The following is a 15,596-nucleotide window of genomic DNA, read 5'->3' as shown; positions in this document are numbered from 1 at the left end:
CAAGCCCGTCCTCGGGCTTCCTGGCCATCCGGTCTCGGCGCTCGTGATTTTCGAGGTTTTCGGCGCGCCGCTCATCCGTGTCCTCGGCGGTGAAGACCGCGGCGCTATCTTCGCGCCCCGGCGCACCATGTGGGCGCGTCTAGGCCAAAACGTCGCCTCGCAGCCGGGACGCGAGGATTATGTCCGGGTGACACTGGCGCAGCGCGACGATTACTGTGTCGCCTCGCCGATGGCAGGCAAGTCAGGCGCCATCTTCAATCTGGTCAAAGCCGATGGGCTGGTCCGAGTTCCCGCGAGCGCCGAGGGTCTCAACGAAGGCACAGAGGTCGAGGTAATCCTCTTATGAGGCACTGTCTCCGCTCGTCCTGTCGTCCTCGTCCTGTCGTCCTTGACTCTGCCGGTGGCCCGGGCTATACGCCTCACTCAAGTTTTCTGAAGCAGCTTGCACAACCGATGCGTACTCTGAGCGACCGTTGGCGAACGGAGGATGAAAAAACGGCTTGAGGGGCTGCTTCAGCAGGCGTTATTGAGAGCCACAAAGGGGGGAGCGCTGAAGTTAGAGAGCCTCCCCCCTTTGTTTTTGGAGCTGCCCAAGGACTCCAGCTTCGGCGATCTAGCGTCGACCGTCGCGTTGGCGCTCGCGCGCCAGCAGCGGAAAGCACCGCGCGCCATCGCCGAGATCATTGTCCAACACATCGAAGACCCGGACGGGATCCTGGCCGCCACGGAGATCGCCGGTCCTGGGTACATCAATTTCCGCTTTTCGCCTCGCTTCTGGCAGGAATGTCTCGCCGAAATCGAGCGTGCGGATCACGTCCCGGCGGCGTTTGGTGCAGGGCACAAGGTCCTGGTCGAGTTCGTCAGCGCCAACCCCACTGGGCCACTGACGATCGGCCATGGGCGCAATGCCGTCCTGGGTGATGCCATTGCCCGCTTACTCGAAGCCACTGCCCACCATGTCACCCGCGAGTACTACTTCAACAACGCCGGCCGCCAGATGACGTTGCTGGGCGCGTCCGTACGTGCCCGCTACCTCGAACAGCTAGGCCAGTCAGTTTCGTTTCCGGACGACGGCTACGTTGGCGAATACATCGTCGATATCGCGCGCAAGTTGATCGAAGAGCACGGGGACCGGTTGGTCGACGAACCCGCGACCGGGCGGTTCAAGGCAGCCGCCGAGCGCACCATCCTGGCCGACATCGAGTTGACGCTTGCCCGTATGGGCATCCATTTCGATGCTTACTTCAACGAGGATTCTCTCTATGCCGGCGGCCAAATCGCCGAGATCGTCGCCGAGTTGCGGGCACGCGACCTTGCCTTCGACCGCGACGGAGCGGTGTGGCTGCGCGGCGAGCCACTGGGCCTGGACAAGGACCGGGTGCTGATCAAGTCGAGCGGCGAGCCGGCATACCGCCTACCGGACATTGCCTATCACAGGGAGAAGCTCCATCGCGGCTTCGATTTACTCATCGACGTCCTGGGAGCCGACCACATCGCCGAGCACCAGGAGGTGCGAGCCGCCATCCAGGCCCTTGGTCTTGATGCCGAGAAGATCAAGGCCGTCATTTACCAGTTTGTCACCCTCACGCGCGGTGGCGTGCAGGTTAAGATGTCGACGCGCCGAGCCGAGTACGTCACCGTTGACGAACTGCTCGAAGAAGTCGGCAGCGACGTGGTCCGGTTTTTCTTCCTGACGCGCAAGGCCGACAGCCATCTCGAGTTTGACCTCGATCTCGCCAAGAAGCAGTCCGCCGACAACCCCGTCTTTTACGTCCAGTACGCCCATGCCCGCGTCTCGCGCATATTCGAACAAGCGGCCAAACAGGGCCTCAACGCAACCACCGCGGCCGCATCCCATCTCGAGATGCTCACGGCGCCGGAAGAGGTGGCGGTGGTCAAGCTCCTGGCGCAGTATACTGACATCGTAGAAGATGCCGCGCGGGCCCTTGAGCCGCACCGCGTGGTGTTTTACTTGATCGACTTGGCAAGTGAGTTTCACCGCTTCTACAACCGGCAGCGGGTTTTAACCGATGACCCCGAACGAACGGCCGCGCGGCTGTACCTGGCACGGGCGGTGCAGATTGTGGTTCGCAAGGGACTGGACTTGTTAGGGGTTCGCGCCCCGGACAAGATGTGAGACACAACGATGCTGCGACGCATGGGATCGGCGGGTCTGGGATTCGGGCAGCTTTTTGCTCTCATCTTCGGCTTCCTGATTACCTCGGCACTGATCTTTCTGTTCGGGATCTGGGTGGGCCGCGATGTAACCGAGCGGCGTCTTGCACAGGAAGAACGCGTCGTCCGCATGGCCGTCCCAGCGCAGCCGACGGCGGCAAAGGAAGACGAAAAGGACGTCGACCTCTCCTTTTACCGCGGCTTGAAGGAAAAGGCCTACCAGCGACTGCAGGAGACCGCGGCCCCAGTTCCGTCCACGCCCACCCCTGCTCCGGTCGCACAGAGCAGCACGCCGACCGGACCGCCTCGACGCGTCGCCGAAAAGCCGAAGCCAACCGCCACCTCGGCTCCGGCCGCACGAACGAAACAACCGGAGACGCCGGCGCCCGGGAAGGAATGGGCGGACGCGGGATGGACCGTCCAGATCAACGCCACCACGAATCCGCAGCAGGCCAGCGACTTGGCGCGCGGGCTCCGGGCAAAGGGATACGATGCCTACAGCGTGCAGGCGCCGATGCGTGGGCAAACGTGGTACCGCGTGCGGGTGGGCCGGTTCACGAGTCGCGACAAAGCCAAGGAACTCGAAGCCCGTTTGAAGAGCAGCGAAGGTCTGGAGAACGCCTACGTTACGCCGCAATGATGAGGGTTCAAGGGCTCGAGGGTCCGAGGGTTTGAAGACCGGAATGTACACCCCCGATTTTGACGCATTCTGCGCCCTGGCGCGGCGCGGCAACCTGATCCCGGTCTACCGAGAAATCTTGGCCGACCTGGAGACCCCGGTTTCGGCCTTCCTCAAGATCGATGACGGTGGCGACGCTTTCCTGCTCGAAAGTGTGGAAGAGGCCGAGAAGTGGGGACGCTACAGTTTCCTCGGAGTCGCACCAGAACTGGTCTTCCGCAGCAAAGGGCGGAATGTCTGGATCGGTTCACCCGGCAGCTCGACCGCAGCTCGGGAAGTGGCCGATCCGCTGGAGGCGGTGAAGGAGCTCCTCGGACGCTATCGTCCGGTCGCAGTGAAGGGGGTCCCACCTTTTTCCGGCGGCTTGGTGGGCTACGTCGGCTACGATCTGGTGCGGTTCTTCGAACGCCTTCCGGAACGCGCAACCGACGACCTGCACCTCCCCGATCTCTACCTCATGCTGGTCGATACACTGCTGCTGTTCGACAATACGGCACAGAAGATCAAAGTGGTCGGGCATGCCTTTCTCGGCGAAGAGACGGATCTGCGCGCGGCCTACGATGCCACCTGCGCCAAGATCGACAAGCTGATTGAGCGTCTGAACCGTCGCGTCGAGATCCCCACTCGGTTGCAGAACGTCGATGGGCCTCCGGACATACGATCGAACGTGACGCCAGATCGGTACCAAGCCATGGTCCGGCAGGCCAAGGAGTACATCGTCGCCGGCGATGTCATCCAGGTGGTTCTGGCGCAACGCTTCGCGTGTCCACTGCGGGCACACCCGTTCAACATCTACCGGTGTCTGCGAACGATCAACCCGTCACCCTACATGTTCTACCTGCGACTCGGTGACCATACGCTGATCGGCTCCTCCCCTGAGGTGATGGTGCGACTCGAGGGGCGCGAAATCACGGTCCGGCCCATTGCCGGCACGCGGCCGCGGGGCACCGAAGAACGGCGTGACAGTGAACTCGAGGACGAGTTGACGTCCGATCCGAAAGAGATTGCCGAGCACATCATGCTGGTGGACCTGGGCCGCAACGACGTGGGCCGCGTGGCCAAGACCGGGACGGTCGAGGTGACGAAGCAAATGTACGTCGAGCGTTACTCGCACGTCATGCATCTGGTGTCGAACGTGCGCGGAGAGTTGGTCGAGGGGAAGAACTGCTTCGACGCCTTCCGCGCCACCTTCCCCGCCGGCACGCTCACGGGCGCCCCAAAGATCCGCGCCATGGAGATCATCGAAGAGCTGGAACCGGTACGCCGTGGCGTCTACGGCGGCGCCGTTGGGTATTTCTCGTTCTCCGGCAATATGGACACCTGCATCACCATCCGTACGATCTTGGTGAAGGACGGTACCGTGTACGTGCAAGCCGGCGCCGGCATCGTGGCGGAGTCCGATCCAGAGCGGGAGCACGCGGAGTGCGTCAACAAGAGCCGCGCCATGATTCAGGCCGTGCGCTTGGCGGAGGCGATGTGAGAGGAAATGTGAACCGTGTCCGTGAATCGTGCTCGTTTTGGATCCGAATATTTTCCGAGCACGACTCACGAGCACGACTCACGACAAGATCATGCTGTTGATGATCGACAACTACGATTCCTTTACCTACAATTTGGTCCAGTACCTGGGCGAGTTGGGGGCTGACGTGCGGGTCTATCGCAACGACGCGATCACGCTGGACCAGACCGCCGCGCTGCACCCCGACCAGATCGTCATCTCGCCGGGCCCGTGCACACCGGCACAGGCCGGAGTGTCCATTGCCACGATCCAACGTTTCGCGGGCCACATCCCGATTCTCGGCGTCTGCCTTGGTCACCAGAGCATCGGCGCAGCCTTTGGCGGCAACATCGTGCGGGCGGCGCGGCTGATGCACGGGAAAACCTCCCCCATTCATCACGACGGCCGCACGATCTTTCGCGGCCTCAGTCAGCCGTTCGAAGCGACGCGGTATCACTCGCTCTTGATTGAGCGCTCCACCCTGCCAGCGTGTCTCGAACTCAGCGCCTGGACGGCGGAAGGCGAGATCATGGGCGTACGCCACCGGCAACATCTCGTCGAAGGCATTCAGTTTCATCCCGAGTCGATTTTAACGATTGAGGGCAAGCACCTGCTGAAGAACTTCCTCGATCTGACGCGCGGGACGCTCGGGTAGGCCTGTGGACATACGAACAGCGTTGGCCCGAATTGTCGCCCGGAACTCGCTCAGCGAATCGGAGATGGAAGCCGTCATGCGTCAGCTCATGGCAGGCGCCGCGACACCCGCACAGGTCGGCGCTCTGCTTGTAGCGCTGCGCATGAAAGGCGAAACGGTGGACGAAATAACGGGTGCGGTGCGCGCCATGCGGGAGTTTGCCGCCCCGCTGCACCTCCGGTCTGCCGTGGTCGTTGACACGTGCGGCACCGGCGGCGACTTGCGTGGAACTTTCAACATTTCGACCGCGGCCGCACTGATCGCTGCGGGTGCGGGGTTGACCGTCGCCAAGCACGGCAACCGTGCCATGTCAGGGACGGTTGGTGGCGCCGATGTCCTTGAAGCGCTGGGGGTCAAGATCGAACTGCCGCCTGAACGGGTCGCCAGCTGCATCGATGAAATCGGCATCGCCTTTCTCTTTGCGCCGGTTTTCCATCCTGCCATGCGGCACGCCGCCGGCCCGCGACGCGAACTGGGTTTACGCACCATCTTCAATCTCCTGGGTCCGCTCGCAAGCCCCGCCGGTGCCCGCCATCAGGTTGTCGGCGTCTTCGCCCCGGAATGGATCGAGCCGCTCGCGCGGGCACTCGGCCGGCTGGGCAGCTCGCACGCCTTGGTGGTGCATGGCGACGACGGTCTCGACGAGATCTCGTTGGCGGCGCCGACACAAGTCTCGGAGTACCGGGACGGCAGCTTGCACACCTACCGCGTCACCCCGGAGGACTTCGGTTTCAAGAGCTGCCGTGATGCCGACTTGGAGGGTGGTGACCGCGAGACGGCAGCCAGTATCATCCGCGGCATTGTGGCCGGCGCTACCGGACCGCGCGCCGACATCGCCGTACTGAACGCCGCGGCGGCCATTTACGTGGGCGGTCTGGCCCCCTCGATCGCCGCCGGAGTCGATCTGGCGCGCGACGCTATTCGCAGCGGCCGCGCCCGACAGAAATTGGCGCAGCTTATCGAGTTCACCAATCGATGATCCTCGACGACATCGTCCGCGACAAGCGGGCCGACCTGGAGCGCACCAAGGCAACGGCTTCCCTCGCAGACTTGGAGCGCCGCCCCCTGTTCCGCGCCGAGCGCCGCGACTTGCGAACCGCGCTCGCACAGCGCCGGCGCGCCATCATTGCCGAGGTCAAGAAGGCGTCGCCGTCGAAGGGCGTCATCCGCGCGGATTTCGATCCTCTGCATATCGCCGCCAGTTATGCCGCGAACGGCGCCGCGGCAATCTCGGTGCTCACCGAGGAACGTCATTTCCAAGGGCATCTCGACCACCTTGCCGCCATCCGCAATGCGGTGGCCGTCCCGCTCCTGCGGAAGGACTTTCTCTTCGACCCCTACCAACTCTACGAGGCCCGCGCCTTTGGCGCGGACGCCGTTCTGCTGATCGTCGCCATTCTTCCAGATGCCTTGCTGCATGAGCTGTTGCTGCTGGCTGAGACGTTGAAGCTCAGCCCGCTGGTCGAGGTGCACGATCGCCTGGAACTGGAGCGTGCCCTCAGCAGCGGGGCGCGGCTTCTGGGAATCAACAACCGCGACTTACGGACCTTTCGCACCAGCCTCGCGACCACGGAGGAGCTTGTGCGCTGCGTGCCAGCGGAAGTGTTGGTCGTCGCCGAAAGTGGTATCGAAACCGTGGCGGACGTCGAGCGCCTCGAGCGCAGTGGCGTGCGGGCGTTTCTGATCGGGGAAACCTGCATGCGCGCTCCCGATCCCGGTGCTAAGCTCGCCGAGTTGTTGGGTAGGCACACACGCGGGTTCTAACGATGCAGTCGCCTGTGCGAGTGAAAGTCTGCGGGATCACGAACCTTGACGACGCCCTCGCGGCGGTGGACGCGGGTGCCGACGCGCTGGGCTTCAACTTCTATGCGCCAAGCCCGCGCTTCGTCCCACCCGGTGTCGCCGCCGACATCACCGCACGCATTCCCCGCACCACCTGCACCGTGGGGGTGTTCGTGCAGGCATCCCGGCAAGAGGTAACGACCATTGCGGAGCAGACGGGGCTGACGGCCCTGCAGTTTCATGGCAATGAAGACCCGGTGTTCTGCCAAGCCTGGCGGCAGAAAGTGATCAAGGCCATTCGCGTACGCGACCAACATGCGGCAGCCGAGGCGCACCGTTATGCAGTTGATTTCATCCTCGCCGATGCGTATGTCGAGGGCCGGTTCGGCGGCACGGGGCTGCGTCTCGCCCTCGGGCTTCTGGAAGGCTTCGACCGTGGCCGGTTGATTCTGGCGGGTGGATTGACGCCCGAGAATATTGCGGATGCCGTGCGCACGGTGCGCCCGTTTGGGGTGGATGTGGCGAGCGGGATCGAGCGGGCACCTGGCAAGAAAGACTGGAGTCTGATGAGGAGGTTCATCGCCGATGCACACACTGCCTGATCGCCAGGGCCATTTCGGCATCTTCGGCGGCCGCTACGTCGCCGAGACCCTGATGCCCGCCCTGCTCGAGCTGGAGGCGGCGTATCGGCGCCTGCGTCGTGATCGCGCCTTCCATCGCGAGCTGGCCTCCTACCTCTCGCAATACGTCGGGCGGGAGACACCGCTCTCCTTCGCCGCCAACCTGAGCGCGAAATTGGGCGGCGCCAAGATCTACTTGAAGCGTGAGGACCTTTGCCACACCGGCTCGCACAAGCTCAACAATGCACTCGGTCAGGCGTTGCTGGCCCGGCGGATGGGCAAGCAACGCCTCATTGCGGAAACCGGGGCCGGCCAACACGGCGTCGCCACCGCCACCGTCGCCGCGCTGTTCGGGCTGGAGTGCGAAATATTCATGGGACGGACAGATGTCCACCGGCAATCATTGAACGTTTTCCGCATGAAACTGTTGGGCGCGCAGGTACGGAGCGTCTCTTCCGGCAGCGAAACACTGAAGGACGCCATCAACGAAGCGTTACGCGATTGGGTCAGCAACGTCGAGCACACCTACTACCTCGTCGGCTCGACCATGTCCGCACATCCCTACCCTATGATCGTCCGCGACTTCCAATCCGTCATCGGGCGAGAAGCGCGCCGGCAGATCCTGCGGCACGAAGGCCGCCTGCCCGACTGCCTGATCGCTTGCGTCGGTGGTGGTAGCAACGCCATGGGCCTCTTCTATCCGTTCCTTGGCGATGCCGATGTGCGCATGATCGGGGTCGAGGCAGCCGGAGACGGTCTGGAAAGCGGCAGGCACTCCGCTTCGATTAGTGCTGGCCAAGTTGGCGTGCTACACGGGAAGAAGACGTATGTTCTGCAGGACGAATTGGGCCAGATCCGGAGTGCCCATTCGATCGCGCCGGGACTCGACTACCCGGGCGTGGGTCCGGAGCACAGTTACCTCCACGCCACCGGACGCGCACAGTATCTCGCCGTCACCGATGCGGAAGCGATCGAAGGGTTGCAGCTCCTCACACGTACGGAAGGCATCATTCCGGCACTGGAAAGCGCCCATGCCGTTGCCTACGCGGCCAAGCTCGCACCGCAAATGCGGCGCGATCAGATCATCATCGTCAATCTCTCCGGCCGCGGGGACAAGGACATGAACACAGTCGCCAACTACCTCGGCGTCACTCTGTAGCAACATGAATCGCATCGACAAAACCTTCCGCGCATTACGGGCGCACCGAACCGCGGGGTTGATCCCGTTTCTGACGGCCGGCGATCCGGACTTGGACACCACTCGTGAGCTGATGCGGGTTGCGGCTGACAACGGAGCGGACCTTCTGGAACTGGGGGTCCCCTTTTCCGACCCCACCGCTGACGGGCCGGTTCTGCAGCGTTCATCGGAGATCGGGCTGAAGGCCGGCGCTTCCCTGCCACGCGTGCTCGAGTTGGTCAGTGATTTTCGGCGGGATTCGCAGGTGCCGGTGATCCTGTACGGGTACTACAACCCGATCTTCCATTACGGCGCTGAGCGATTCGCTGCCGACGCACACAAGGCCGGCGTCGACGGCCTCCTGATTGTCGACCTGCCCCCGGAGGAAGTGGGGGAGTTGCTCCCGTACCTTCGTCGCGTGGGAATCCACTTCATCTTCCTCCTGGCACCAACGAGCGGGCCCGATCGTGTGCGAAAAGTACTGCGACATGCGGGCGGGTTCATCTACTACGTGTCGGTAACCGGCGTGACCGGTGTGCGGCCGATGCTGGCGGAATCGGTGCGGCCAGTGGTGGAGCGCCTGCGACAATCCACAGCGCTGCCGATCGCGGTCGGCTTTGGCATCTCGACTCCCGAGCAGGCGGCCGAGGTCGCCGCCTTCGCCGACGCCGCAGTCGTCGGCAGCGCAATCATGCGGATCGTCGATGCACACCGTGGCGGCTCCAGCCTCGCCGAAGTCGGAGCTTTCATCCGCCGCCTCAAGGACGCCATGCGCGCGGGCCGCGGCATCGCAGGGGAAACACCACAGGCTGCCGGCGCACCTCATGACAAATAGCCAATTCGCCGACGTCCTCGCCTGGCTCTACCGCCTCGAGGCAGCACGTGGCATGGATTTCAAGCTCGAACGCGTGGCGCTCGCGCTCAAAAACCTCGGTGATCCGCACAAGCGGTTTTCCGCAGTTCACATCGCAGGGACAAACGGCAAGGGATCGGTTGCGGCCATGCTGCACGCGATCTACACCGCCGCTGGCTACCGCGTCGGACTGTACACCTCGCCGCATCTCCTGAGCTTCACCGAACGCATTCGCGTTGGGGCCAACACGATCTCCGAGGAAGAAGTCGTGGCATCGGCGCGAGAGATACGCACCGCCGCCACGGTTCGCGGCATCGATTTGACCTTTTTTGAATTTGTGACGGTGATGGCGTTTCTGCACTTCGCCCGTTGCGGTGTCGAACTAGCGATCGTCGAGGTCGGGCTCGGCGGGCGCTTGGATGCAACCAATGTCCTGGACCCGGAGGTGGCGGTCATCACCACCATCGGAATGGACCACCAAGAATTCCTCGGCAACACACTCGCCTCGGTGGCGCGGGAAAAAGCCGGCATCATCAAACCTGGGCGGCCCGTCGTCGTCGGAACCGTGCAGCCTGAGGTCGATGAGATTTTCAGGGCAGTGGCTACCGAGCGGCACGCGATTCTGTACCGGGCCGAACACGATTTTTCCGTACGTGGTTCGACACCGTTCCGCTTCGAGGGAATGGGGTGGAGTTTCCCTAACCTGAGGGTCGGCCTCCGAGGCAGCTACCAGCGTGACAACGCCGCCATGGCCATTGCCGCCACCATTCAGTTACAGCACCGGTTCCCGCTCGGCGGCGACGCGATCCGTCGCGGTTTGGACGAGGTCCGATGGCCGGGTCGGCTCGAGGTGGTGCAAGGCAGTCCGGTGGTCGTATTGGACGGGGCACATAACCTCCACGGCATCATGGCGCTGGCGCGTGAGCTGCCGGACGTTGTTGGCAGGCGCCCGGTGCACCTGCTCTTCGGTGTGATGCGTGATAAAGACTGGCGGCCGATGGTAGATGCGCTTGGCCCTCTGGTAGGTTCTGCGACCGTAGCGACCGTGCTGCCCCCGCGCGGAGAAGCCGCTGAGGCCCTGGCGCAAGCGTTCGCCCGGCATTGCCCGGTCCGCATCGCACCGGAACCACTGACCGGCTTGGAAACGCTGATGGATTGCGTCAGCGAACATGAGGTCATCCTCGTGACGGGTTCCTTGTTTTTGGTGGGCGCGATCTACCCGCACTTCTTGCGCCAGCCTGGCAAGCAGGATCTCTTCAGCAGCAGCGCGGCAGCGCTGCATCCCTAAAGCGATCGTATACATGGGCGACAGACGTCTCCTGGCCGCAGCGCTTGCACTGTACGCCCTTCTCCCCAATGCCGGTCATGCGTACCGGATGGAGGGCCCATCCGTCCAAGAGCAAGCGATCACCATTACCGCCGACGAGCTCGGCTACGAGCAGAAAACGAACTCGATAATCGCCCGTGGAAACGTGGTAATTACACGCGGAGAGATGGAGTTGCGGGCGGACGAGGTGCGTCTCAATCGGACCACCAACGAGGCCGACGCACAGGGTGACGTCAGGTTGACCAATGCCGAAGGGACGGTCGTGGCCGACACCGTCCACATGAACCTCGACGAAGAAACCGGCTTCCTCAAGGACGCTCAAATCCAATCAGTCCGGTTCCGCTACTCGCTCGGGGGCACGCGGGTCGAAAAGGGCCTCGGGCAAACGTACCACATCGAGAACGGCCAGTTTACCACCTGCCACTGCGCCGAGGGCGCGCCCACATGGAGCATCAGCGGGCGCGAACTCAACGTCAGCCTGGAAGGCTACGGCACGCTGACCGGGGGCACGTTCAAGCTGTTGGACGTTCCCGTTCTGTACATTCCCCGTGCGACCTTTCCAGTACAGCAGGAACGGCAGAGTGGGCTGCTCGCCCCACGGTTCGGATTCTCCAACACTCGCGGCTTTCAAACATTCTTGCCCGCCTATTGGGCGATCAGCAAGAGCCAGGATGCTACTTTGGCCCTCGATTTCGAGACCAGTGCACGCGCCGGTTTCGTCGGGGATTATCGCTACGCCCTCAGTCGCGAGACGCGCGGCTTCCTTGACGGGTCCTATTTCAACGAGTCGTTTCGAGGCGGGACGCCGGTTAAGCCGTTTGAAACGACCATTCCCCAAGATCGCTGGAGCGTAACAGCCGAGCACGAACAGCCATTTCTCGGCACCAGCCGGCTCTACGGCGACGTTTTCCTGGTGAGCGATGATCTGTTCCTGCGGGAAATCAACACGTACGCCTTCGAGCACTCGCACGAAGTCGCCATTCGCACGCTGCCGTTCACTCAAACCCACTTGGCGGCGGTTCAGTTGTGGGATCGGGTGGCCCTGAAAGGTGAGGGCACGTACTACCAAGACTTGACCGGATTTCAGTCCCCGACACTACAGCGTGTCCCAGAAGTCGACCTGTGGGGCCAAACCCTTCTTGGCCGGCATGTCCTCGGTCAGCTCAATGCGACCGCGGTTGATTTCCAGCGTGCCCGCGGCGTGGACGGACTCCGGCTCGACGTCGAACCCGCGGCGGTGCTGCCACTTCCGCTTGGCCCTTTCGCCTTCGGCTCCGTCAGGGCGGCGCTACGCGAGACCGCGTACCACCTCACCGAGGACCGGCTCGCTGACACGGGTCTGCAATTGCCGCGGAACCAGTCGCGGGAACTCTTCCAACTTGGAGCTGAGATGGGCGCGTCACTCAGCAGAATATATCCGGCCACCTGGTTCGGGTTGGAGAAGGTCAAGCACACCATCGAGCCGACCGTCGATTACCTCTACATCCCGACCGTATCGCAGGCGGATCTCCCGCTCTTCGACGGTGTTGATCGTATCAACCAGCGTAACCTGCTGACTTACGGTGTCATGAGCCGCTTCATCGGCAAGTTTTCCGATTCCTCATCGACTGAGGCTGAAAAGGCGCCATCCGACGCCGCCCATGCTCAGATTCGTGAACTCGCCCGCTTTTCCCTGACGCAGAGCGTCGACATCAACCGCCAGCTCAATCCACTCCAAACTAACCGCGCTGCCGACCACTTCTCTGACATCGATTTCGACGGGCGTGTGAACCCCAGTCGTGCACTATCCGTGCGATTCCACACGAGCTACGACACCGGGAATACCAACATCTCTGCCGCCCACGTCGGTCTCTTCATCCAAGACCCTCGTGAGGCGCCGTCAGGCAGTGCAGCGCCTCGCCTAGACACGCGCACCAGTGCCGGGATCTCGTACCGCTTCTTGACGCAGAATCTCCTGCAAGAACTCGACGACAACATTGTGCTGCGCCTCACGGATTCGATCGGCCTCCTCCAATCCAGCCGTTACGATGTCATAGCCAGCCGATTCTTGGACAATTACTTCGGCCTCAGGCTCATCTCAACGTGCGACTGCTGGGCACTCGACTTCGGGGTCACGAATCGAACCAACCCGCAGGAGTTGGAGGCCACAGCCCAGATCACCTTGGTCGGGCTCGGATCCAGTAAACCTCCGGAGCGCGTCGCGGTCGCACCGTAAACACGGATTCTGCGAACAATACCCGCCATGCAATTTAGGCACCTTTGCCTCGCTGCCGCCTCTCTCGCCGCAGCAGCGGTCTGAGAACTCCCTATCACTGTCCAGTCCGAGCGGCCCCTTGGCCGCAAAAAAAGGGCAGGAGCCGAAGCCCCTGCCCTTGTTGACTGTTGCTGCAACGATCGTCAGTCGAGTGGGATGCTCAGCTGATCGCCGATGCCTCCACCTGGAATGATGTTGACGTTCGACGCCGCGCTGCACGTGCCGCCCGGACCAGATGTGCACGTCCAGAATGCCTCGCTGACAGCAAGAATGCGATTGTCACTGGTCGCGCTAGGAACCGGGCGAATCCGGGTCTGCCCCGAAAGCGTCCCTTGCATTGCCGCGTTGAAAATCGACTGCGCGTTGCCGAAGGAACCGGGCCGCGAATCGATGTCAGACAACTGCACTTCCTTGAAGCATGAGAACGAGGTTGAAGTCGAGAACTTCTGCTCGAACTCGTTGAACACCAAGAACTGCAGGGTAGCACTCGTTGGGGTCTGGCTCAGGAGATCCTCGCTGCACGGCACAACCGTAAGGTCGGTGATGACCGTCTCGCTGAGGGCGGCGCTACCGTGTGTCACCACCTCTGCGTTGTCGAAGAAACTATCCAAGACGATTACCTTCGGACAACCGTTGTATTCCGGGGTTGCTCCGCCGAGCACCAAGTTCCCGTCGCGATTGTTTGCACCCGTCGACTGAATGCCGATACCGTTGTACTTCCGGGCGTCGACTAATATGCCTGAAGTCGAGATGATGGTCGCCTCGCCCTTGAGATCCCCGGCATTATTGTTCGCCGGATCGAGGCCGACGGTGGGCAGGAAATCATCCGGACCGACTTCGACACATTTGATTTCGCCAAAAAACGGAACCTCTTGAACGCCTGGTATGCTCGAGGATCCGTTCGACTGCCCGCCTGTGCAACCGCCACTCGGGGCGCTAATGCCCGAGCCGCACGGCAATGAGGAGAGGCCCTCGCTGGCCTTCCAGGAAATCGGCTGGCGCTTGGTCAACGTAATGCGAAAGTCGTTTTCATGCACGCGCGGGCTGCACGGACCACCGCATATACCGCCGGCCCCGCAGCCACCTTCATTCAGCGCCGCGCCATTGGCTGCCAACTGCGCCGTGCAGGCCGTCGACGGCGAGTTGCTGCAGTGCTGAGTGTCATCGATAATGAAGCACCTCGCCGCAATCACCGAATTCGACGTATTTGTAATCTGGATCTCCGTGTCGGTTGGAGGGCCGAGCACTCCACTCGTATCCACGACGATCTTCGGAAAGATCAGGATCGCACCGGGCTTGTCCGAAGCGACGTCGGCCCGCACCATCCTCACCCCGCCCAGAGCTACCAGCGTTCCAACTACTCCAAAGAGCATCGTCCGCCGCAATTTACTCGTCATCGTGCTCATCACGTCTTCTCCTTTCCTCACCGCCAGCAGATGGCTCAAGTCCTCACGGCAGCGGTATGATGATGTGGTCCGTTACGCCGGGACGCGAATCGCCCTTGCCGTTGGTTGCCGCGTCGAACCGATTCCCTTCGATCTCCAGATTGAACGCCGCCGCGGTCTTCGGACCGAATCCAGATACCGCTCCAACTAGAGGTGGATTTGATGTGGCGCCACGGAATTCTTCGGCAACACCGATCACACCGCCATGCCCAGTAGCCGGGGTGATGCGCGAATACGCGCTGAGAGTCCCAAGCACCGAGTAGGTGAAAGAGTTATTGCCGGCAGTGCCGATCAGGCCAAGCGGCAGATTCATGTAGCAACTCACCGTGGTGCTCGTGCTGAAGGCCTGTTCGAATTCATTGATGATGAGGAATTGGACCGTAACCGCGGCCCCCTGTTGATTCTCGAAGTCTTCTTGACAGGGCACCAGCGTCAGCTCGGTGCTCACCGGGCAACCGCCGCAAAGGCCGCCGATGCCACAGTCCGTACTGGCCGTACTGGGCATGCACGGACCGCCAGTATGCGGCCCCGCCACGCATACGGGTGCGCAGATGCCGATCTGGTCGATCACCATGTCCGGCGACAGCTCGGCGAAGTGATTGAGCAGCAGCGTATCCGGGCAGGCGCTGTACATGCCGGTGTTGTCGCCTCCCTCCTCTATTGGTCCGGTTGCGGCGGTCAAATCCAAAGCCAGATCGTTCGGGCCGGTGCTCCGCGCGTCGGTCCCTTGGAACTGGCTTGGGTTACCCCGCAAGGCAATCGCGTTGTACTCGCTGACATCGCCCGCGAGATTCCTCAGGGTCGCCTCGCCCTTCAGATTGTTGCCAGGGAACGGAGAACCGGATTCATCGACCTGAATGCATTTCAGTTCGCCGATGAAGCCCAGCGGCACCGGAGGCACCAACCCCGGAGACAGACCGGCATTGCTATTGCCGTCCAGTCCCGAGAAATTCCCCCATCGACGCCCGAGGCTGGCAACCCAATGTGTCGGCTGCTGACGCGTCAGCCAGATATCGAAATCCGTCTCATTCCACTGTGGTGGATTGGTACTTGACGGCGGAAGACTGGGGTTGACAGGAGCAGCGTTCACAT

14 protein-coding genes are annotated in these 15,596 nt (G+C 62.3%); 12 read left to right on the top strand and 2 right to left on the bottom strand.

Annotated elements, in window-relative coordinates; genetic code table 11:
- The 12 genes from VF515_07700 to lptD all read left to right on the top strand — a co-directional run.
- Positions 1-346 (top strand): molybdopterin molybdenumtransferase MoeA (locus VF515_07700; protein ID HEX7407521.1); only part of this gene is annotated, 346 nt, incomplete at its 5' end.
- Positions 347-487: 141 nt separating this feature from the next.
- Complete coding sequence (gene argS, locus VF515_07695) at positions 488-2,137, top strand: arginine--tRNA ligase (protein ID HEX7407520.1); 1,650 nt, start codon at positions 488-490, stop codon at positions 2,135-2,137.
- A 9-nt stretch (positions 2,138-2,146) separates the two neighbouring features.
- Positions 2,147-2,815 carry an SPOR domain-containing protein gene (locus tag VF515_07690; protein HEX7407519.1) on the top strand — a complete coding sequence of 223 codons (669 nt, stop codon included), beginning with the start codon at positions 2,147-2,149 and terminating at the stop codon, positions 2,813-2,815.
- 43 nt (positions 2,816-2,858) lie between these two features.
- Positions 2,859-4,334: an anthranilate synthase component I gene (gene trpE, locus VF515_07685; protein ID HEX7407518.1), complete on the top strand. Its 1,476-nt coding sequence runs from the start codon at positions 2,859-2,861 to the stop codon at positions 4,332-4,334.
- Between the two features lie 91 nt (positions 4,335-4,425).
- Entirely contained in the window at positions 4,426-5,007 is a 582-nt protein-coding gene (locus VF515_07680; GenBank protein HEX7407517.1) for an aminodeoxychorismate/anthranilate synthase component II, read from the top strand.
- Positions 5,008-5,011: 4 nt separating this feature from the next.
- Positions 5,012-6,025 carry an anthranilate phosphoribosyltransferase gene (gene trpD / locus VF515_07675; protein HEX7407516.1) on the top strand — a complete coding sequence of 338 codons (1,014 nt, stop codon included), beginning with the start codon at positions 5,012-5,014 and terminating at the stop codon, positions 6,023-6,025.
- Positions 6,022-6,810, top strand: a complete 789-nt coding sequence (gene trpC / locus VF515_07670; GenBank protein HEX7407515.1) for an indole-3-glycerol phosphate synthase TrpC — start codon at positions 6,022-6,024, stop codon at positions 6,808-6,810. The genes trpD and trpC overlap by 4 nt, the downstream gene beginning before the upstream one ends.
- Before the next feature lie 2 nt (positions 6,811-6,812).
- Complete coding sequence (locus VF515_07665) at positions 6,813-7,430, top strand: phosphoribosylanthranilate isomerase (GenBank protein HEX7407514.1); 618 nt, start codon at positions 6,813-6,815, stop codon at positions 7,428-7,430.
- Positions 7,414-8,607 (top strand): tryptophan synthase subunit beta, encoded by a 1,194-nt coding sequence (trpB, locus tag VF515_07660; GenBank protein HEX7407513.1) that lies wholly within the window; start codon positions 7,414-7,416, stop codon positions 8,605-8,607. The genes VF515_07665 and trpB overlap by 17 nt, the downstream gene beginning before the upstream one ends.
- A gap of 4 nt (positions 8,608-8,611) precedes the next feature.
- Positions 8,612-9,460, top strand: coding sequence for a tryptophan synthase subunit alpha (gene trpA / locus VF515_07655; GenBank protein ID HEX7407512.1), 849 nt, complete (start codon positions 8,612-8,614; stop codon positions 9,458-9,460).
- Positions 9,450-10,766, top strand: coding sequence for a folylpolyglutamate synthase/dihydrofolate synthase family protein (locus VF515_07650; GenBank protein HEX7407511.1), 1,317 nt, complete (start codon positions 9,450-9,452; stop codon positions 10,764-10,766). The genes trpA and VF515_07650 overlap by 11 nt, the downstream gene beginning before the upstream one ends.
- A 13-nt stretch (positions 10,767-10,779) precedes the next feature.
- Positions 10,780-13,020, top strand: coding sequence for an LPS assembly protein LptD (gene lptD, locus VF515_07645; protein HEX7407510.1), 2,241 nt, complete (start codon positions 10,780-10,782; stop codon positions 13,018-13,020).
- Between the two features lie 182 nt (positions 13,021-13,202).
- Here the strand turns inward: lptD and VF515_07640 are convergent, their stop codons facing one another.
- Positions 13,203-14,465, bottom strand: a complete 1,263-nt coding sequence (locus tag VF515_07640) for a hypothetical protein (protein HEX7407509.1) — start codon at positions 14,463-14,465, stop codon at positions 13,203-13,205.
- A gap of 43 nt (positions 14,466-14,508) precedes the next feature.
- Positions 14,509-15,596, bottom strand: a 1,088-nt coding sequence (locus VF515_07635) for a hypothetical protein (GenBank protein HEX7407508.1), incomplete at its 5' end; no start/stop codon positions are given.

Source organism: Candidatus Binatia bacterium, assembly GCA_036382395.1.
In the GTDB taxonomy this organism is placed as follows: domain Bacteria; phylum Desulfobacterota; class Binatia; order HRBIN30; family HRBIN30; genus JAGDMS01.
This window is presented reverse-complemented; position numbering and strand designations above follow the sequence as displayed.